We start from the raw sequence: 17,895 nt of genomic DNA, 5'->3' as shown, positions 1-17,895 counted from the left end.
CCTCCGCGGCGGTCAGCGTGCACGCGCCACCCGCCGCTCGTCCCAGACCGGCTCGTCGGATTCGTAGACCTCGCCGTCCGTGCCGAACACGAGGAACCGGTCGAAGGAGCGAGCGAACCATCGGTCGTGGGTGACCGCGACCACGGTGCCCTCGAAGCGTCCGAGCGCCTCCTCCAGCGCCTCGGCCGACTCCAGGTCGAGGTTGTCGGTGGGCTCGTCGAGGAGGAGGAGGGTCGCGCCGGACAGCTCGAGCAGGAGCACCTGGAACCGCGCCTGCTGTCCGCCGGAGAGCGACTCGAACGCCTGCTGGGCCTGGCGGACGAGGCCGTACCTGTCCAGGGCCGAGCTCGCCGCGTCCCGGGGCATGCCGTCGCGGAGGTCGTCCCCCCGATGCAGGATCTCCAGCAGCGTGCGGCCGACGAACTCCGGGTGCGCGTGGGTCTGCGCGAAGAGCCCCGGCACCACGCGGGCGCCCAGCACCGCGCGTCCGGTGTGCTCGACGGGGCGGAGGTCCTCCGCGACCGCGGTCACATGTCCCAGGGACGGATCCGGGTCGGTGCCACCGCGGGCCAGCAGTCGCAGGAAGTGCGATTTGCCTGAGCCGTTCGACCCGAGCACGCCCACCCGGTCGCCGTACCAGATCTCGGTGTCGAAGGGCCGCATGAGACCGGTCAGCTCGAGTCGGTCAGCCACGACCGCCCGCTTCCCGGTCCTGGCCCCGCGGAGGCGCATGTCGAACTCCTGCGCCGGGGGCCGCTCCTCGGGCGGGCCCGCCTCCTCGAACTTCCGCAGTCGCGTCTGCGCCGCCTGATACCGGGACGCGAAGCCGTCGTTCGCGGACGCCTTGACCTTGAGGTTCGCCACCAGGATGCGGAGCTTCTCATGCTGCTCGTCCCACCGCCGGCGCAGCTCGTCGAGCCGGTCCATCCGATCGGCGCGCGCCTGATGGTAGGTCGCGAAGCTCCCGCCGTGCACCCAGGCGGTCGACCCCGCCGCACCGGGTTCCAGCGTGATCAGCCGATCGGCGGCTCTGGCGAGGAGCTCGCGGTCGTGCGACACCAGCAGCACGGTCTTGTCCGTGGCGCGCAGCCGCTCCTCGAGCCACCGCTTGGTCGGCACGTCGAGGTAGTTGTCCGGCTCGTCGAGCAGGAGCACCTCATCGGGGCCACGGAGCAGCGCCTCCAGGGCGAGCCGTTTCTGCTCTCCGCCGGAGAGGGAGGTGAGCTCGCGGTACCGTGCCCGCTCGAACGGCACGCCGAGCGCTGCCACGGTGCACTGATCCCACACGGTCTCGTGCTCGTATCCGCCGGCGTCCGCGTACTCGGCGATGGCGGAGGCGTAGGCCATCTGGGTGTCGTGCTCGTCGCGATCGATGAGGGCGTTCTCCGCGGCCTCCAGCGCCTCCGCGGCGGCACGGAGGCGGGTGGGAGCCACCCGCACGAGCAGCTCGTGCACGGTCTGGCCCGGCTCGCCGTGCCCGACGAACTGGTCCATGACGCCGAGTCCGCCGTCGATGGTCACCACCCCGTCGTCGGCCGGCTGCTCGCCGCGGATGATCCGCAGCAGCGTCGTCTTCCCCGCCCCGTTCGGCCCGATCAGAGCGCTGGTCGAGCCCGCCCCGACCCGGAACGACACCTCGTCGAGAAGCGGTCTGCCGTCGGGAAGCGTCAGTGAGATCCCGGATGCGTCGATGTACCCCACAGGCGTGGCCGTCCTTCCGCCCGCGGACAGCGAGCCGACCAGGCTATCAGTCCGCGCGGCTTCGCGACCACCGGGACGAGCCTTCCGGGCCCGTCAAGCCGCGTCTTCCTGCGCTGCGGCCGCTCGACGCTCATCGTGGAGCGCGTTCGCCAGACTGGCACCGGTGAGCTGCGCACGGACAAGTGTCCGCGCCTGCTCCCGTGCGAGGAGGACGACGCCGCCGCGGTCCTCCTCGATCATCAGCAGAGTGACGCCCTCGTTCCAACGCTGCCGCGCGCGCAACTCGCCGGGAATGACCAGGTGCCCGTGGTCATCCAGCGAAGCAGTGAAGGTGGCGGTCATGACGCCCACCGTACCGCTCCCCCACCGATGTGTCAGTCCGCGCGACTGAGGGTCTGCAGCACCTCGGTCTTGGGAGCCGCCGGGAGCACGAACCGGAACTCGGTGCCCACGCCCTCCTCGCTGGTCACGTCCATCGATCCGCCGTGGGCCAGCACGATCGCGCGCGTGATCGTGAGACCCAGCCCCACCCCCGGGACGGCGTTGCGCGTGGCCGTCGAGGCGCGGAAGAACCGGGTGAAGAGCATGCGCTGCTCGTCCTGCGGGATCCCGACCCCGGTGTCGGCGATGGCGACCTGCACCCCGCCGTCGAGGCGACGCACGGCGGCCGTCACTCGACCCCCGCGCGGGGTGAACTTGATGGCGTTCGAGAGGAGGTTGTCCACCGCCTGCCCGAGGCGTCCGGGATCGACCAGCAGCGGGATCGGCTCGTCACCGACCTGCAGCTCCAGTTCGATCCCCTCGCGCTGCGCATGCGGCCCCGCCGAGGCGACCGCCGAGCGCACGAGGTCCGCGATGTCGGCCTCGTCCCGCTCCAGGGGAAAGCGTCCCGATTCCACCTGCGCCGTGAAGAGCAGATCGCCGACGAGGTTCAGCAGGCGCTTCGCGTTGCGCTCGATGATGCCGACGAACTCCTGCTGGTCCTCGGTCAGGGGCTGACCGGGGTCGTTCTGCAACAGGTCGAGGAAGCCGATGATCGCACTCAGCGGCGTCCGGAGCTCATGGGAGATCATCCCCACGAACTCGTCCTTCATGCGCGCGACCTCGACGGCTCTGGTCTCGTCCGTGAGCACGAACAGGTAGCCCTGCTGCGCGCCCGACGGATCCTTGTGCGGGGTGACGGTCACCCGCGCCGGCACCGTCGTGCCGCCCGCGGTCCTCACCTCGATGTCGCCGTCGACGGTATGGCCGGCGTCCGCGTGGGCGAAGAGCTCGCGGAGCCCGTCCGGCACTCGTGCGCGGTCGGGCGCCCCGCCCTGCCCCGCCGGCACCCCCGAGACGTCTTCGCGCGACGCGGTGTCCTCGGCGAGCATCCTCAGCGCCGACGGCGAGAAGAAGCGGTCGACGCGCACGTCGTCGAGAGCCTCGTCGTGGGAGAGCCCGAGCAGGCGGACGGCCCCGGGGTTCCACGCCGTGACGCGCCCCTCGCGATCGGTGCCGATCACGGCCTGCGCGGTGATCGACGCCCACAGGCCCTCGAACGAGTCGAGCAGCACGCGGTACTCGTGCTCCTTCTGACGCAGCTGCACGATCATCGAGACGTTCTCGGACAGCGCCTTGGTCCGCTCCGTGACCAGTTCCTCCGCCTGCTGCACCCGCAGCCGCTGCTGCCGGGAGAGCTCGTTCACCACGGCCGCGACGGCCGCGAAGACGAGCGGACCGACGACGCCGCGGAGCCACACCACCGCGTTCGTCGGCGGTTCGACGACGTAGGGGATCAGCAGCGCGAACGACGTGAACGCGCCGACGACGAAGACCCAGCGGATCCCCGGCGCCGCCGCGATCCAGATCACCGGGAGCAGCACGAGCGATCCGAAGAGCGAGGCCGCGCCTCCCGTCCCTGCACGGAAGAGGCCCAGTCCCAGGATGTCGACCATCGGCACCAGCAGCACGATCCAGCCCTCGCGGATGTGCAGCGCGCTGAGCACCCCGGCGTGGAGCGTCGCGACGAGCACGACCGCGAGGCCGGTCAGCGCGAGGGCCACATCGGTGAACGGCAGGCTGGGGATGGCCCAGGTCATCACGCCCGCGATCGCGGCGGCGACGAGAGTCGGGACCTGCTTGACGATCGGGCTCGGGTTGTCGACGACCCGGTACCAGCGGTTCTCGGCACGCTCCAGCGGCGTGGCCCTCATCGCGGCACCCGCTCCACGGCCCGATGCAGGTCCGCCCCCGTGATGGGCTTCGGCAGCGCGGCGTCAGCCGGTGGATACTCCGCGACGTCCAGCACCGAGCTGACGATGAGGAAGCACTCCGGGTAGCGTTCGTGGATCAGCCGGCAGCACGCCTGACCGGAGATGCCGGGGAGCAGCAGGTCCAGGACGGCGACCTGGGGGTCGATGTCCGGGAAGGCGGCGATGGCAGACTCCGCATCGGGCGCGACGAACACGTCGAAGCCCTCCCGATCGAGGTACCGCCCCAGGAGGGTCGCCTGATCCGGAGCGTCCTCGACGACCAGGGCGAGCGGCCGTCCGGTCATCGCAGGAGCATCTCTCGGACGACGACGATCACGACCACGACGGCGAGGGAGATGAGCGCCTGCGGGATGAGGCGGCGCTCCTTCCGGGCGTCGGCCGCGATCTCCTCCACCTCGGCGTCGTGCGATGGTGCGTCGGTCATGAGTCGACCCGTCCGATCTTCTCGGTCTTGATCCAGGAGGCATCCGCGCGACGCCACTCCTTGAGGTACGAGTCGGCGGTGATCGCGCACAGCAGTGATCCGTAGCCGCAGACGTAGAGCAGCAGGCCCGCGAAGAAGCGTCCGGCCGGAAGCGGCTCGACCGCCCGCGCGAGCCAGATGCCGAGCATCGACACCGGCCCCCAGAGGGCGAACGCCAGCAGCCACACCACACGCGTCTGCTCCGTCGACTCCTGCCCGGCCGCGCCGATCAGGCCGTCCAAGGCCCAGGGGAACAGCGCCAGGGCCATGAGGATCAGCGCCCCGAGCCCCGGGAACATGATCGCCTCGCGCCAGGACTGCCGCCCGATGCGCGGATCGAGCTGGACGGAGTAGAGCATCGAGAAGATGTAGATGGCCGCCGCGGCGATCCACATGAACCGGAACACGAACTCCGCGACGTCGCTGTGCAGGAGCAGGAGGACGATCATCGCGGTGGCGGCGAGGAGCAGGAGCACCGGCATCAGCAGGATCGTGAACCAGGCCAGCCCGAAGGGGATGCTGCCCAGGTTGTGGTCGCGACTCGGACGGAACCAGAGCTTCTTGTAGATCGAGGTGAGCTGCACGTTGCCGCGCGCCCAGCGCAGCCGCTGCTTCCAGAGACTCTCGATCGTCCGCGGCTCCTCGGCGAGCACCACGGCGTGCGGCTCGAACACCATCCGGCGGCCGTGGAGCTGACTCTCGAAGGTCGTCATGGTGTCCTCGGCGAGCGTGCCCGTCGGGATGCGACCGCCGATCGCCTCGAGGTTCGCGCGGGAATGCAGCTGGGCGCCCCCGGCGAGGCAGGCGATCGCTCCCCCGACGTTCTGCGTGCGCCGTGCCGAGAGCTGGCCGATGACGTACTCGATCGCGATGAACCGGGTGAGGTAGTTGCGGTCCCTGCTGCCCTCCGCGATGTAGGCCGTGACGGCCCCGACCTCCTCGTCCGCGAGGTGCCGGGTGAGCTTGCGCAGGGAGTCCCGCGCGAAGATCACGTCGGCGTCCATGATGAGCACCGCTTCGGTCCACGGGTCGGCGAGCACGACGTCGAGGCCGTGGTTCAGCGTGTGCGCCTTGCCCTCGCCACCCTTCTCGCGCCGCAGGTGGACCACGCGTCCCGGGTAGGTCGTCGCCTTCTGCTGCACGATCGCCGGGGTGTCGTCCGTGGATGCGTCGTCGACGACGAAGACGCGGAGGCGCTCGGCCGGGTACTCGAGCTGGAGCAGCCGCTCGATCGCGGGGCCGATGACCAGGCCCTCGTTCCACGCCGGGATGACCACGGCCACGTTCGGGTGGTACGGCGCGGCCTTGCCGTAGTGATTGCGGAAGGCGTGCAGCGGCAGCATGAGGAACTGCAGCCCGGTGTTGACGACCGGGAGCGTGCCGATCAGCACGCAGAGGAGGAGGATGACGACGACGACCGTCTCGATCCAGGTCAGCTCGGGCATCAGCGTCCTTCCGTCCCGTCGAGCAGCGGGAGGATGCGGGAGTACCGGCCGACGTCTGCGGCCACGTGGCTGTCGGTGGACGCGACGATCCCGGCGCCCGCGCGCTCCAGCGCGGTCAGCGCCTCCGCGCCGGGGCACACCCACTTCTCGTTGACCTCGACGAGGGTGTCCGTCTCCGCGGCGGCGCGCGCCCAGGCCTCGAGGCGCTCGGCTCCGAGCTCCTCCTCCGCGAGACCGATCTTCGGCAGGATCGAGAAGCAGTGCGCGAGCTGGTTGCCCGGATGGCGTCGCATGGTCGCGATGACCGCGTCCGTGAACTGGTCGAGGACGTCGGCCGGCGCCCACCCCGCGGCGATTCGCTCGCGGACGGCGGTGGGACCGAGCGGCCCGTCCACGCCGGGGAACTGATGGTCGGCGATGAGGATCCGGTCGATGCCCTCAGGCAGCACCGGGATGTCGAGTTCCCCCGAGGCGTCGAGGATCTTCGCCTCGACGCCCGTGAGCACCGTTAGTCCGTCCGGAACGCGCAGCCGACGGACCGCGGCGAGGTACTCCGGCACCCAGGTCGTGCTCTGCCGTACGTGGTCGACGAGGCGGACCGTCTCGAGACCGACGGCCGCAGCGGCGGCGACGTTCTCCTCCAGCGTGGAGACCGCGTCATCGGAGAACGTGGAGTGGACGTGGTGGTCTCCGCGCAGGGCGGGATGGCTCACAGTTCCTCCTGGTGACCGGCGTGCGCCGACACGAGCACGTCGTCGACCTCGACGATCACGTCCTCCAGGAAGCGCACCGATGCGACCTCGCGGAAGGGCACCTGCACCGGGATCTCCCGGCCGAGGAAGAGGTCGGCGACGAGCGACGGGATGTCGACTCCGGCGGCGATCGTCAGCGGGAGCGCCCCGGGGAAGCGCGGGTTGACCTCGAGCAGCACGGCCCGCCCGTCCCGGTCGCGACGGAGCTGCACGTTGGCGACGCCGACGAGTCCGATCGCCCGCGCGATGGCGGCGGCGGTCTCCTCGAGCTCGGGATCGCGGAGGGTGCGACCGGCGATGGCGACCCCCGAGTCCACACGGGCGCGGGTGCGCGGGACCGCCGCGACCACACCGCCGGACGCGTCGGCGATCACATCGACCGAGTACTCCTCGCCCGGGAGGAAGTCCTGCACGATCAGCCCCTCATCGGTGGGGAGGGCGGCGAGCGCCTCGGCGTCCGGGACGAGGCGCACACCGCGACTACCCGCACCCTGGCGGGGCTTGGCGAACACCGGGAACTCCCACGCGACTTCCGCGGCATCCGGCCCGGCGAGCACGGTGCGCGGCACACGACCGGTCGGCGCGCAGCGCTCCGCGAGAGCGAGCTTGTCGAGGGCCGTGTGCAGCGTGTCGGCGGGCGGCGCGGCGAGGACCGCGGGGGCCAGCTCGTCGCGGCGGTCCGCGAGGGCGATCAGCTCCACGTCGACGGTCGAGATCACGAGGTCGAGACCGTCCTCCGCGACCATCCGCGCGATCGCCGGCACGAAGTCCTCGTCACGCCCCGGGGGAACCAGACGGCGTTGCGCCGGTGGCACGAGGTAGATGCCGCTCGCCCATCCGTCCATGTCGGCCGCGAGACCGTCAGATCGGGCCGTCGCAGCAGGGAGCGGATCACGGCGACGCCGGCGGGGCCTCCGGCTCCGGTGACCAGTACGCGCTTCGTCATCAGCTCTCCCGTCGACTCAGTTCATGGGCGCCGATGAACTCGGCGGTCTCGCGCACGACCTCCAGCGGCTCGACCGCCTCGCCGCCGCCGAACCGCGACCAGTAGCGTGCGGTGGCGGTGACGAACTCCGGCGCGAGATACTCCCGGTTCGCCGCGGTCTGGGACTGGAAGCACTCCAGCAGCCGCAGCTTGTCATCCAGGAAGCGGTCGATGCGGACGAAGCGCGTGGGCCGGTAGTCGATGGTCGCGGAAGGGCTCTGGTAGCAGGCGACCGTGCCGACGCGGCGGGTCGCGACGATCGTCGCCTCGTTCACCGCGCGGTGATCCTGGTGGCGGTCGTGGTGCGAGTGCGTGTAGACGATGGTCGGCTGGATCTCCTGCACGACCTCCTCGATGAGGCGGACGGTCGATCCTCCGCCCGAGATCTCGGTGTCGATGAGGTCTTTGACGAACAGGCGCGCCCCCACCTGCTCGGCCGCGGCGAGCGACTCATGCTGGCGACTGTCCGCGTCACCGCCGCGCGCTCCGCGGGAGAGCGTGAGGATCGTGATCTGATCGCCGGCGGCCGCGTGCGCCGCGAGGATGCCGCCGACGCCGATCTCGACGTCGTCCGGGTGCGCCCCGATCGCGAGGACGACCTCGCCGGTCTTCGCCTCCGCCTTCCGGCGCCGGGACTCCTCGACGAGCCGGGCGACCGACTCCACGAGTCGGGCGTTGTCGAGCGGCTTGGTGAGGAACTCGTCGGCCTGCGCCCGGAGCGCCGACACGGCGTACTCGACCGAGACGTGCGCGGTCATCACGACGACCGGCACGGTCGGCATGAGGCGCCGCAGTTCCGCGAGCAGCTCCAGGCCGCTGAGCCCCGGCATCTCGATGTCGGTCACGACGACGTCGGGTTTCACCGCCGCGGCCTTCTCGAGCGCCGACCGGCCGTCGTCCGCGAGATCGACGACGCAGCCTGCACGCCGTTCCAGGACGGTCTTGACGAGCAGGGCGACGTCGTGGTCGTCGTCGACGACGAGGATGCGAGGGGGGACCTCAGCCATGTACAGCTCTCCTTGGGGAGATTCCCTGCCGGGGGATTCGGCGGTGCGAGCTCGGTGCCTTCATCACCGGGCCGCAGGGAAAGTCGAGCGGGGTACGTCGATTCTGGCACAGGGCTCCACCCCCGGCCCGCAGCGCGTCAGCCCGCGCGCGCCGCCCGCTTCTCCTCCTGATAGACCCGGATCGCCTCGTAGCGCTCCGCCGATCGCGCCCGCCTCTTCGCCGCCTGCTCCTCGCGGTTCTTGGGCGGTGCCGAGGTCACGAGATCGTCGAGCAGCCGCCGCGTGGCCACGGCGATCTCGGCCACCGCGCGATCGAACACCTCGCGGTTCGCGCGCGAGGGCGCCGTCGTCCCGGAGATCTTGCGGACGAACTGGAGCGCGGCCTCCTGGCACTCCTCATCCGTGGCTGCGGGCTCGAGGTTGTTCAGAGGCACGATGTTTCGGCACATACCGGCACCGTACGCGCGGCGCGCGGGGCCCGGAAGGGGGATGGCATGCCCGTCCCTCCGTCGCTACGCTCTGGGCTACGACCGGAACCGAGGAGAGATCATGACCGACGCACCGTCCCCCGACGCCCCGCCGCCCTACAACCCGCCGCCGCCCGGCGGCGCGCCCTCGCCGTATCCCGCGGCCTCCGCTCCCCCGCCCGGCGCCCCCTACGCGCAGGACGCGCCGACCTCGCCGCCCGGGCGGGTGCTGTCGATCATCGGCCTCGTGCTGGCGTTCCTGCTGCCGCCGGTCGGCCTCATCCTCAGCATCATCGCCGCCGTGCAGCTCGGCAAGGCGAAGGCCCCCAAGGGCATCGCGATCGCCGGCATCATCGTCGGCGCCATCCTGACGATCTTCGCGATCATCGGGATCGTCCTGCTGGTGACCGTGCTGGCCGGCGTGATCGGGACGTGCGCCGAGCTCGGACCCGGGGTGTGGGACGTCGGCGGCGTCACCTACCGCTGCGGCTGACCGCACCGCGGACGACGAGGGGCCGGATGCAGCGCATCCGGCCCCTCCTGCGTCCCCCTTCCCAGGGGCCGCTGTCACTTCTTGTAGTTCGGCGCCTCGACGACGATCTGCACATCGTGCGGGTGCGACTCCTTGAGTCCCGCCGAGGTGATGCGCACGAACTTGCCGCGCTGCTTGAGCTCCTCGATGGTGCGCGCACCGACGTAGAACATCGACTGCCGCAGCCCGCCGACGAGCTGGTAGGCGACGGCGGAGAGCGGGCCGCGGTACGGGACCTGGCCCTCGATGCCCTCCGGGATCAGCTTGTCGTCACTGGGCACGTCGGCCTGGAAGTAGCGGTCCTTCGAGTACGAGGTCTGCTTGCCGCGCGTCTGCATGGCGCCGAGCGATCCCATCCCGCGGTACTGCTTGAACTGCTTGCCCGACTGGAAGACGATCTCGCCCGGCGACTCGTCCGTGCCGGCGAGCAGCGAGCCGAGCATCACGGCGTCGGCGCCGGCGACCAGGGCCTTCGCGATGTCGCCCGAGTACTGCAGGCCGCCGTCGGCGATCACCGGGACGCCGGCCGGACGCGCCGCGAGCGACGCCTCGTAGACGGCCGTCACCTGCGGCACGCCGACACCGGCGACCACGCGCGTCGTGCAGATCGAGCCGGGCCCCACGCCCACCTTGACCGCGTCGACACCGGCGTCCACCAGCGCCTGCGCGCCCTCGCGGGTGGCGACGTTGCCGCCGATGACGTCGATGTGCGCGAACGACTCGTCGGCCTTGAGGCGCTTGACGAGGTCGATCACGCCCTGGGACTGGCCGTTGGCGGTGTCGACGACGAGCACGTCGACGCCGGCGTCGCGGAGGGCCTCGGCGCGCTCCCAGGCGTCGCCGAAGAAGCCGATCGCCGCGCCCACCCGCAGGCGGCCCTGGTCGTCCTTGGTGGCGAGCGGGTACTTCTCGCTCTTGTCGAAGTCCTTGATGGTGATGAGGCCGGCGAGCTTGCCGTCCTCGTCGATGAGGGGCAGCTTCTCGACGCGGTGCTTCGCGAACAGCGCGATGACCTCGCCTGCCGCGACGCCCACCGGGGCGGTGACGAGGTTCTCCCTCGTCATGACGTCCTTCACGAACGTGCTCTGGCGCTCGAAGCCGGAGACGAAGCGCATGTCCCGGTTCGTGATGATGCCGACCAGACGACCCTCGTCGTCCACGACCGGGAGACCGGAGATCCGGTACTTGGCGCACAGCGCGTCGACCTCCTCCACGGTCGCGTCCTGCGTCGTGGTGATGGGGTCGGTGATCATGCCGGACTCGCTCCGCTTCACGCGGTCGACGTGCGCGGCCTGGTCGGCGATCGAGAGGTTGCGGTGCAGGATGCCGATGCCACCCTCCCGCGCCATGGCGATCGCCATGCGGGACTCGGTCACGGTGTCCATCGCGCTGGAGAGGAGCGGCGTCGCGACGGAGATCCGCCGCGTGATCCGGGACGACGTGTCGGCCTCGCTGGGGATGACGTCGGTGTGCCCGGGGAGCAGCAGCACGTCATCGTAGGTCAGTCCGACGAAGCCGAAGGGATCGTGCTGGTCCATGGAATCTCCTCCTGCGCGAGTGGCGCGGATCCGGGTGCGAATGGGGGGTCGACGTCGGCCGGTGCGCGGGCGTGACCCGTATGGAGATTCTAAGCGAGACACGCCCGAGAACATTCCCAGAGCCCTGTCGTTACCGGACCGTTGGCCCGGACGATAGGTGAATCGCCGATCGCCCATTACGCTCAAGTGCGTCGTCCATCCCCGCGGTTCGACCCGAGTCCGCGGAGACAGCACTCACAGTGGAGGTTGCGTGGGACCCACAGCACTCGCCGGACCGCGAAAGCGCCCTTGGGCCTTCGCCTTCTTCGGAATCCTGATGGCGCTCGCGGCATCGCTCCTCCTCCCTCCCTCAGCCGCATCCGCGGAGACGACGGACGACGGCCAGGAGGTCACCGACTTCTACTTCGCCGGCGTCGTCACCGACGGCGACGAGCCCGTCGAGGGCGTCGTGATGACGATCGAGGGCAACGGCTTCGACGCCGAGACCGAGACCGACGCCGAGGGCAAGTGGCGCCTGTACGTGCCGGAGAAGGAGACGTACACCCTGACGGTCGACGAGTCCACGCTTCCGGACGGCGTGATCGTCGACGCGACGCAGCTCCCCGAGGGGATCCAGCCCGTCTCGGGCACGACCGCCTCGTTCGAGCTGGAGTTCGGGCTCACCGGCACGAAGATCGTGAACTTCTTCCTGGGCGAGGGCGAGCGGGTGACCGTCTCCTTCCTCGACCAGCTCCTGTCGCGCATGGTGGGCGGTCTGAACTTCGGTCTGCTGCTGGGGCTCGCCTCGATGGGCGCCGCGCTGATCTACGGCACGACCCGGCTGTCGAACTTCGCGCACGGCGAGATGGTGAGCTGGGGCGCGGTGGTCACGCTCGTCGTCACCTCGTTCTGGCAGCTCCCGCTGTGGGCCGGCATCATCGCCGCGGTCATCGGCGGTGCGGCGCTCGGCTGGGCTCTGGACGCCGGCATCTGGAAGCCGCTGCGGCGCCGGGGTCTGGGCGTCGTCCAGCTCATGATCGTCAGCATCGGCCTCTCGCTGGCCCTCCGCTACGGTCTGCAGTACATCATCGGCGGCAACACCTATCAGCTGCCCGGTTCCAGCCCGGAGCCCATCCGTCTCGGGCCGATCTCCCTGTCGTACATCGACCTGATCGGCATGGCGACCAGCATCATCGTGATCCTCGGCGTCGCGTTCTTCCTCACCCGCACCCGCACCGGCAAGGCGACGAGGGCGATCTCGGACAACCCGCAGCTCGCCGCCGCCTCCGGCATCGACGTGGACAAGGTCATCCGCATCGTCTGGATCCTCGCCGGCACCCTGGCCGCGATCTCCGGGATCCTCTGGGCGTACTTCCGCCCCGGCGTGAAGTGGGACATGGGTATGCAGATGCTGCTGCTGATGTTCTGCGCCATCACGCTCGGCGGGCTCGGCTCGGCGATCGGCGCCCTGATCGGCTCGATCATCGTCGGCCTCGCGGTCGAGGTGTCCACGCTCCTCGGGGTGCCGACCGACCTCAAGTACGCCAGCGCCCTCGTCGCGCTGATCATCATCCTGCTCGTGCGACCGCAGGGCATCCTCGGACGCAAGGAAAGGTTGGGCTGACGCATGGACTTCGGAAGCATCTTCGGCAACACCGCCTCCTACCTGTTCAGCCCGACGACGATCGCCTACGCGCTCGCGGCCACCGGCCTCGCTGTGCACTTCGGCTACACGGGTCTGCTCAACTTCGGCATGGCGGCCTTCATGGCGATCGGCGGCTACGGCTACGCGATCTCGATCCTCACCTTCGGCTTCCCGTGGTGGCTGGGCGTGCTCGTCGGCATCACCGGCGGAGCGCTCTTCGCCCTGCTGCTGGGCATCCCGACGCTGCGTCTGCGCGCCGACTACCTCGCCATCGCGACCATCGCGGCCGCGGAGGTCGTGCGCCTGATGTTCGTCACGGAGCTGTTCAAGGACTGGACGAACTCCGCCGGCGGGCTCTCCGGCTACCACCAGAGCTTCCGCGATGCCAACCCGTTCCCTCCGGGGACGTACGGCTTCGGCCCGTGGACGTACAACGCGAACGACCTCTGGGTGCGTGTGTTCGGTCTGCTCACCCTCGCTCTGACGATCCTCGTGGTCTGGGCGCTCATGCGCAGCCCGTGGGGCCGCGTGCTCAAGGGCATCCGCGAGGACGAGGACGCCGTGCGGTCGCTCGGTAAGAACGTCTTCGCGTACAAGATGCAGGCGCTCGTGGTGGGTGGTGTGATCGGTGCGCTCGGCGGCATCGTCTTCGTCCTGCCCTCGGCGGTCATCCCCGGCAGCTACTCGACGTCGCTGACGTTCTTCCTGTGGACGATCCTGCTCCTCGGCGGTGCGGCGACGGTCTTCGGCCCGACGCTCGGCGCCGTGCTCTTCTGGGTGGTGTTCGCCTTCCTCGGCGCGCTCCTCCCCGCGATGGCCACGGCCGGCTACCTGCCCATGACGAGCGCGCAGGCCGACGTGGTGCGCTACATCCTCATCGGCATCGTGCTGATGCTCATCGTCGTGTTCCGCCCGCAGGGCATCTTGGGGAACAAGAGGGAGATGACCTTTGTCAAGTGAGAACGACGCGGCCGTCACGCCCGCGAAGAGCGCTCCCCGCGCCAAGACCACCGGCCTCGCCGCGGGTCCCGCCGCCCCCGGAGTCAAGAAGGTCGACCCGATCCTCGTCGTGGACGCGGTGCAGCGGCGCTTCGGCGGACTGACCGCCGTCGACGTCGATCACCTCGAGATCCCGCGTGGCGCCATCACGGCACTCATCGGCCCCAACGGCGCCGGGAAGACCACACTGTTCAACCTCCTCTGCGGGTTCGACAAACCCAACAGCGGTACCTGGTCGTACGACGGCAAGAGCCTCTCCGGCATCCCGTCCTTCAAGGTCGCCCGGATGGGCCAGGTGCGCACCTTCCAGCTCACCAAGTCGCTGTCGCTGCTGACCGTGCTGGAGAACATGAAGCTCGGCGCGAAGGACCAGCGCGGCGAGGGCTTCTGGGCCGGGCTCTTCCCCTTCCTCTGGCGCGCGCAGGAGCAGGAGATCGAGCAGCGGGCCCACGAGCTCCTCGTGCGCTTCAAGCTCGACGCCAAGGAGCAGGACTTCGCCGCCTCCCTCTCCGGCGGTCAGCGCAAGCTCCTGGAGATGGCACGGGCGCTCATGAGCGACCCGAACCTGGTGATGCTCGACGAGCCGATGGCCGGGGTGAACCCCGCCCTCACGCAGTCGCTCCTCGACCACATCCTCGACCTCAAGGACCTCGGGATGACGGTGCTCTTCGTGGAGCACGACATGCACATGGTGCGTCACATCGCCGACTGGGTCGTCGTGATGGCCGAGGGGCGCGTGGTGGCCGAGGGGCCTCCGGAGACCGTCATGGAGGACCCCGCGGTCGTGGACGCCTACCTGGGCGCCCATCAGGACGTGGACCTCGGCGCCGTCACCGGCCGCCTCCCGGTGATCTCGGACGCCGACGCGGAGCGCATCCGCGAGCAGATCGAGACGGAGGTCGAGGCCGAGGTCGAGGCCGAGGACGCCGCCGAGGAGGACAAGGCATGAGCACCGCGATCCCCGCCGAGGGCACCCCCGAGACCGGCGACGTCATCGTCGAGCTGAAGGACGTGCACGCCGGCTACCTGCCGGGAGTGAACATCCTCAACGGCGCGAACCTCGTCGCCCGCCAGGGCGAGCTCATCGGCATCATCGGCCCGAACGGCGCCGGGAAGTCGACGCTCCTCAAGGCGATCTTCGGCATGGTGAACGTCCGCGAGGGCGATATCACCGTCAAGGGCGAGAGCATTGTCGGCCTCAAGGCCGACAAGCTCGTACGCCGCGGTGTCGCCTTCGTGCCGCAGACGAACAACGTGTTCCCGTCGCTCACCATCCAGGAGAACCTGGAGATGGGGCTCTACCAGAACCCGAAGATCTTCGCGGAGCGGCTCGAGTTCGTCAGCAGCATCTTCGCGGAGATCGGCAAGCGCCTGAAGCAGCGTGCGGGCTCGCTCTCCGGCGGCGAGCGCCAGATGGTCGCCATGTCCCGCGCGCTCATGATGGACCCGTCCGTGCTGCTGCTGGACGAGCCGTCCGCCGGCCTCTCCCCCGTGCGGCAGGACGACGCCTTCATCCGCGTCTCCGACATCAACAAGGCGGGCGTGACGACGATCATGGTCGAGCAGAACGCCCGTCGGTGCCTGCAGATCTGCGACCGCGGCTACGTGCTCGACCAGGGGAAGGACGCCTACGAGGGCACCGGTCGGGAGCTGCTGAACGATCCGAAGGTCATCGGCCTCTACCTCGGCACCCTCGGGACCGACGCCGCCTGAGACCTCGCGCCGCACGATGAAGGCCCCGGATGCCGAAGCACCCGGGGCCTTCCTCGTGCGGTGTTTACTTGATGCGCGAGGTGACGTTCTCGGCGTCGAACTCGTAGACGCCGATCGCGGCACCCTTCGGGTCGTTGTTCTCGTCGAACGTGATCTCGCCGGAGAGGCCGTCGTAGTCCGGCGTGCCGCCGTCGTTGATGATCGCGGCGCAGTCGGCGAAGTTGTCGCACTTCTCGCCGTCGCCGTCGCCGCCGGAGACGGTGATCATCTCCGCCGCGATGTCCGGGCCCTCGACCGAGCCGGCCTTCAGCGCCGCCAGAGCGATGAGGACCACGGCGTCGTACGCCTCGGCCGAGTAGGTCACGGCGTCGATCGGGTCGTTGCCCTCGGCCGTCCAGACCTCGTTCAGCTGGTCGAGGAAGTCCTGCGGCAGCTCGGCGCCGGCGCGGGTGCCCTTCGAGCCCTCGAGGCTCACCGGGATGTCGGCGCCCCAGTCCTTGAGGTTGCCGTCGACGAGGTACAGCGAGCCCGTGTCGACCCCGGCGTTGCCCAGCAGCGGCGCGATGGTGGCGAACTGGTCGTAGGAGACGACAGCGACGGCGTCCGGGTTCGCCGCGGCGATCTCCGAGACCTGCGCGTTGAACTGACCGTCACCCTGGTTGTACGACGCATCGGCGACGACCTCGCCGCCGGTGCTCTCGAACGTGGCCTTGATCGCCTCGAACAGGCCCGTGCCGTACGGGTCGTTCTGGTAGATGATGCCCAGCGTCTTGTGGCCGTCCTCGGCGATCTCGTTGCCGAGGACCTCGCCCTGGAGGTTGTCGCTCGGTGCGGTGCGGAAGTACAGCGGGTTGATGCCCGTGAAGTCCGGCGAGGTGTTGGACGGGGACACCGTGAGGATGTCCGCACCCGCGTTGCCGTCGAGGATGAGCTTGGTGACGCTGGAGGACGCCGCGCCGATCATGGCGGTGATGTCGCCGTTGCGCAGGTTGGTGATGGAGGTCTCGTAGGCCTTGTTGTCGAGGTCGCCCTCGTCGCCCGTGCTGAGGTCGATCGTGATGCCGGCGTCGGCCTCGTTGATCTGGTTGACGGCGAGCTGGACGCCGGCCTCCATCGGCGCGCCCAGGAACGCGAGCGTACCGGTGGCGGGCAGCAGCGAACCGAGCTTGAGCGTCAGGTCGGCGGCGGGCTTGTCGCCGCCCCCGTCCGACGGCTCCGCATCGGGCGTGCTGCTGCAGCCCGCGATGATGAGGGCGGAGGCGCTGACCAGCGCGATCCCGGCGAAGATCCTCGCGCTGCGCGAGCCCTTCAGTGCGTTCATGATGCTCCCTTGCGTAAACGAACGTGGATGATGACCACAGTCGGGTGCTCTAACACTAGGGCGTGCGCCCCGCGCGCAGGAGGGGCAAGTATCTCGGTGCGTTAACGATCCAGGGCCGCCGTTTCGGGGCGCGGGCAGGACCGATCAGAGCGCCGCGGCGCGGGTGGCACGACGGCCGCGACGCGCGGCGAGGAGCAGATCGACGACGAAGACCGCGATCGCGACCCACACCAGGAGGAACCCGATCCAGCGCTCCGGCGGCATCGGCTCGTGCAGCACGACGACCCCGATCACGAACTGCAGGACCGGGGTGAGGAACTGCAGCATCCCGATGATCGTGAGGTCGACGCGACGCGTGCCGGCCGCGAACAGCAGCAGGGGGACAGCCGTGGCCACCCCCGCGAAGGCGAGCAGCACGGCGTGCGGCCAGCCCGCGGTCCCCATCGTCAGGCCGACGGGCGTCGTCGCCACGACCACGAGCTGCACCACCGCGATGGGGATCAGCCAGAACGACTCGAGCGTCAACCCGCTGACCGCGTCGACGGCAGGGCCGATCTTCTTCTTGATGAGCCCGTACAGACCGAAGGAAGCGGTGAGGGTCAGGGCGATCCAGGGGACGTGGCCGTACGCCACGATGATGACGACGACCGCGACGGCCGCGATCCCGACCGCCGCCCACTGCAGACGGCGGAGGCGCTCCTTGAGGACGAAGACGCCGAGCAGCACGGTGGTGATCGGGTTGATGAAGTAGCCGAGCGCCGTCTCCACCACGTTCTCGCTCAACGTGCCGAGGACGAAGACCTGCCAGTTGACGTAGATGAGCAGGCCGGCGAGGGCCGTCCACCCGAGCAGTCGCGGACTCCGGACGATCGCGAGGAAGGCGGGCCATCCCCTCGTGACGGTGAGCAGCAGAAGACAGAAGACGAAGGAGAGCAGCACCCGCCAGGCGACCACCTCCCACGGCCCGGTGGGCTGCAGCAGGAGGAAGTAGAGCGGCAGCACGCCCCACAGGAGGTATGCGCTCCCGGCGTAGGCGACGCCCGCCGTCCGGGTGGCGCGGGTCGTCTCGGGGGTCACCGCACAACCCTATGCC

Annotated in this window: 17 protein-coding genes and 1 pseudogene; 5 read left to right on the top strand and 13 right to left on the bottom strand. The window is 69.9% G+C overall.

The annotated features are described in order from the left end of the window. Window positions 1–12: 12 nt before the first annotated feature. The 10 genes and pseudogenes from M4D53_RS12165 to M4D53_RS12120 all read right to left on the bottom strand — a co-directional run bounded on the left by M4D53_RS12165 (window position 13) and on the right by M4D53_RS12120 (window position 9,057). Window positions 13–1,701, bottom strand: coding sequence for an ABC-F family ATP-binding cassette domain-containing protein (locus M4D53_RS12165; protein WP_259954250.1), 1,689 nt, complete (start codon window positions 1,699–1,701; stop codon window positions 13–15). 93 nt (window positions 1,702–1,794) lie between these two features. Next, window positions 1,795–2,043 carry an AbrB/MazE/SpoVT family DNA-binding domain-containing protein gene (locus tag M4D53_RS12160; protein ID WP_259954249.1) on the bottom strand — a complete coding sequence of 83 codons (249 nt, stop codon included), beginning with the start codon at window positions 2,041–2,043 and terminating at the stop codon, window positions 1,795–1,797. 32 nt (window positions 2,044–2,075) lie between these two features. Next, window positions 2,076–3,896 (bottom strand): PAS domain-containing sensor histidine kinase, encoded by a 1,821-nt coding sequence (locus tag M4D53_RS12155; protein ID WP_259954248.1) that lies wholly within the window; start codon window positions 3,894–3,896, stop codon window positions 2,076–2,078. Continuing rightward, entirely contained in the window at window positions 3,893–4,240 is a 348-nt protein-coding gene (locus M4D53_RS12150; RefSeq protein WP_025103741.1) for a response regulator, read from the bottom strand. Before M4D53_RS12150 ends, M4D53_RS12155 begins: the two co-directional genes overlap by 4 nt. Continuing rightward, a complete protein-coding gene (locus M4D53_RS12145; protein WP_259954247.1) occupies window positions 4,237–4,380 on the bottom strand; it encodes a hypothetical protein in 144 nt (47 codons plus the stop codon). Before M4D53_RS12145 ends, M4D53_RS12150 begins: the two co-directional genes overlap by 4 nt. Continuing rightward, window positions 4,377–5,864 carry a glycosyltransferase family 2 protein gene (locus M4D53_RS12140; RefSeq protein ID WP_259954246.1) on the bottom strand — a complete coding sequence of 496 codons (1,488 nt, stop codon included), beginning with the start codon at window positions 5,862–5,864 and terminating at the stop codon, window positions 4,377–4,379. The genes M4D53_RS12145 and M4D53_RS12140 overlap by 4 nt, the downstream gene beginning before the upstream one ends. After that, window positions 5,864–6,577, bottom strand: coding sequence for a PHP domain-containing protein (locus M4D53_RS12135; RefSeq protein ID WP_259954245.1), 714 nt, complete (start codon window positions 6,575–6,577; stop codon window positions 5,864–5,866). The genes M4D53_RS12140 and M4D53_RS12135 overlap by 1 nt, the downstream gene beginning before the upstream one ends. Next, window positions 6,574–7,562, bottom strand: a pseudogene (locus M4D53_RS12130) (ATP-grasp domain-containing protein). Before M4D53_RS12130 ends, M4D53_RS12135 begins: the two are co-directional and overlap by 4 nt. Further along, window positions 7,562–8,608, bottom strand: coding sequence for a response regulator (locus M4D53_RS12125; protein WP_259954244.1), 1,047 nt, complete (start codon window positions 8,606–8,608; stop codon window positions 7,562–7,564). Before M4D53_RS12125 ends, M4D53_RS12130 begins: the two are co-directional and overlap by 1 nt. Before the next feature lie 137 nt (window positions 8,609–8,745). Then, window positions 8,746–9,057 carry a DUF2277 domain-containing protein gene (locus M4D53_RS12120; RefSeq protein WP_259954242.1) on the bottom strand — a complete coding sequence of 104 codons (312 nt, stop codon included), beginning with the start codon at window positions 9,055–9,057 and terminating at the stop codon, window positions 8,746–8,748. Between the two features lie 100 nt (window positions 9,058–9,157). On the opposite strand from M4D53_RS12120, the gene M4D53_RS12115 reads away from it, so the two are divergent. Next, window positions 9,158–9,568 carry a hypothetical protein gene (locus M4D53_RS12115; RefSeq protein ID WP_187663428.1) on the top strand — a complete coding sequence of 137 codons (411 nt, stop codon included), beginning with the start codon at window positions 9,158–9,160 and terminating at the stop codon, window positions 9,566–9,568. Between the two features lie 74 nt (window positions 9,569–9,642). Here M4D53_RS12115 and guaB read toward each other — a convergent pair whose 3' ends face one another. Continuing rightward, the gene (guaB, locus tag M4D53_RS12110) at window positions 9,643–11,145 is read right to left on the bottom strand and encodes an IMP dehydrogenase (protein ID WP_025103734.1); all 1,503 of its coding nucleotides are present in this window, start codon (window positions 11,143–11,145) and stop codon (window positions 9,643–9,645) included. 316 nt (window positions 11,146–11,461) lie between these two features. Between guaB and M4D53_RS12105 the strand changes: the two genes are divergently transcribed. The 4 genes from M4D53_RS12105 to M4D53_RS12090 are packed head-to-tail and all read left to right on the top strand — an operon-like array spanning window position 11,462 to window position 15,481. Beyond that, a complete protein-coding gene (locus tag M4D53_RS12105) occupies window positions 11,462–12,748 on the top strand; it encodes a branched-chain amino acid ABC transporter permease (RefSeq protein WP_187663427.1) in 1,287 nt (428 codons plus the stop codon). Window positions 12,749–12,751: 3 nt separating this feature from the next. Then, complete coding sequence (locus M4D53_RS12100; RefSeq protein WP_025103732.1) at window positions 12,752–13,729, top strand: branched-chain amino acid ABC transporter permease; 978 nt, start codon at window positions 12,752–12,754, stop codon at window positions 13,727–13,729. After that, entirely contained in the window at window positions 13,719–14,717 is a 999-nt protein-coding gene (locus M4D53_RS12095; protein ID WP_187663426.1) for an ABC transporter ATP-binding protein, read from the top strand. The genes M4D53_RS12100 and M4D53_RS12095 overlap by 11 nt, the downstream gene beginning before the upstream one ends. Continuing rightward, window positions 14,714–15,481 (top strand): ABC transporter ATP-binding protein, encoded by a 768-nt coding sequence (locus tag M4D53_RS12090; protein WP_187663425.1) that lies wholly within the window; start codon window positions 14,714–14,716, stop codon window positions 15,479–15,481. The genes M4D53_RS12095 and M4D53_RS12090 overlap by 4 nt, the downstream gene beginning before the upstream one ends. A gap of 64 nt (window positions 15,482–15,545) precedes the next feature. On the opposite strand, the gene M4D53_RS12085 is transcribed toward M4D53_RS12090, so the two are convergent. Further along, window positions 15,546–16,802, bottom strand: a complete 1,257-nt coding sequence (locus tag M4D53_RS12085; RefSeq protein WP_187663424.1) for an ABC transporter substrate-binding protein — start codon at window positions 16,800–16,802, stop codon at window positions 15,546–15,548. A gap of 144 nt (window positions 16,803–16,946) precedes the next feature. Further along, the gene (gene rarD / locus M4D53_RS12080; protein WP_259954236.1) at window positions 16,947–17,879 is read right to left on the bottom strand and encodes an EamA family transporter RarD; all 933 of its coding nucleotides are present in this window, start codon (window positions 17,877–17,879) and stop codon (window positions 16,947–16,949) included. Window positions 17,880–17,895 lie beyond the last annotated feature (16 nt).

The sequence above is a fragment of the Microbacterium meiriae genome, from assembly GCF_025143875.1.
Taxonomy (GTDB): domain Bacteria; phylum Actinomycetota; class Actinomycetes; order Actinomycetales; family Microbacteriaceae; genus Microbacterium; species Microbacterium meiriae.
This window is presented reverse-complemented; position numbering and strand designations above follow the sequence as displayed.

Coding starts and splice junctions, on each gene's coding strand:
- M4D53_RS12160 (WP_259954249.1), bottom strand. CDS start 2,043: ATGACCGCCACCTTCACTGCTTCGCTGGATGACCACGGGCACCTGGTC.
- M4D53_RS12155 (WP_259954248.1), bottom strand. CDS start 3,896: ATGAGGGCCACGCCGCTGGAGCGTGCCGAGAACCGCTGGTACCGGGTC.
- M4D53_RS12150 (WP_025103741.1), bottom strand. CDS start 4,240: ATGACCGGACGGCCGCTCGCCCTGGTCGTCGAGGACGCTCCGGATCAG.
- M4D53_RS12145 (WP_259954247.1), bottom strand. CDS start 4,380: ATGACCGACGCACCATCGCACGACGCCGAGGTGGAGGAGATCGCGGCC.
- M4D53_RS12140 (WP_259954246.1), bottom strand. CDS start 5,864: ATGCCCGAGCTGACCTGGATCGAGACGGTCGTCGTCGTCATCCTCCTC.
- M4D53_RS12125 (WP_259954244.1), bottom strand. CDS start 8,608: ATGGCTGAGGTCCCCCCTCGCATCCTCGTCGTCGACGACGACCACGAC.
- M4D53_RS12120 (WP_259954242.1), bottom strand. CDS start 9,057: ATGTGCCGAAACATCGTGCCTCTGAACAACCTCGAGCCCGCAGCCACG.
- M4D53_RS12115 (WP_187663428.1), top strand. CDS start 9,158: ATGACCGACGCACCGTCCCCCGACGCCCCGCCGCCCTACAACCCGCCG.
- guaB (WP_025103734.1), bottom strand. CDS start 11,145: ATGGACCAGCACGATCCCTTCGGCTTCGTCGGACTGACCTACGATGAC.
- M4D53_RS12105 (WP_187663427.1), top strand. CDS start 11,462: ATGGCGCTCGCGGCATCGCTCCTCCTCCCTCCCTCAGCCGCATCCGCG.
- M4D53_RS12100 (WP_025103732.1), top strand. CDS start 12,752: ATGGACTTCGGAAGCATCTTCGGCAACACCGCCTCCTACCTGTTCAGC.
- M4D53_RS12090 (WP_187663425.1), top strand. CDS start 14,714: ATGAGCACCGCGATCCCCGCCGAGGGCACCCCCGAGACCGGCGACGTC.
- M4D53_RS12085 (WP_187663424.1), bottom strand. CDS start 16,802: ATGAACGCACTGAAGGGCTCGCGCAGCGCGAGGATCTTCGCCGGGATC.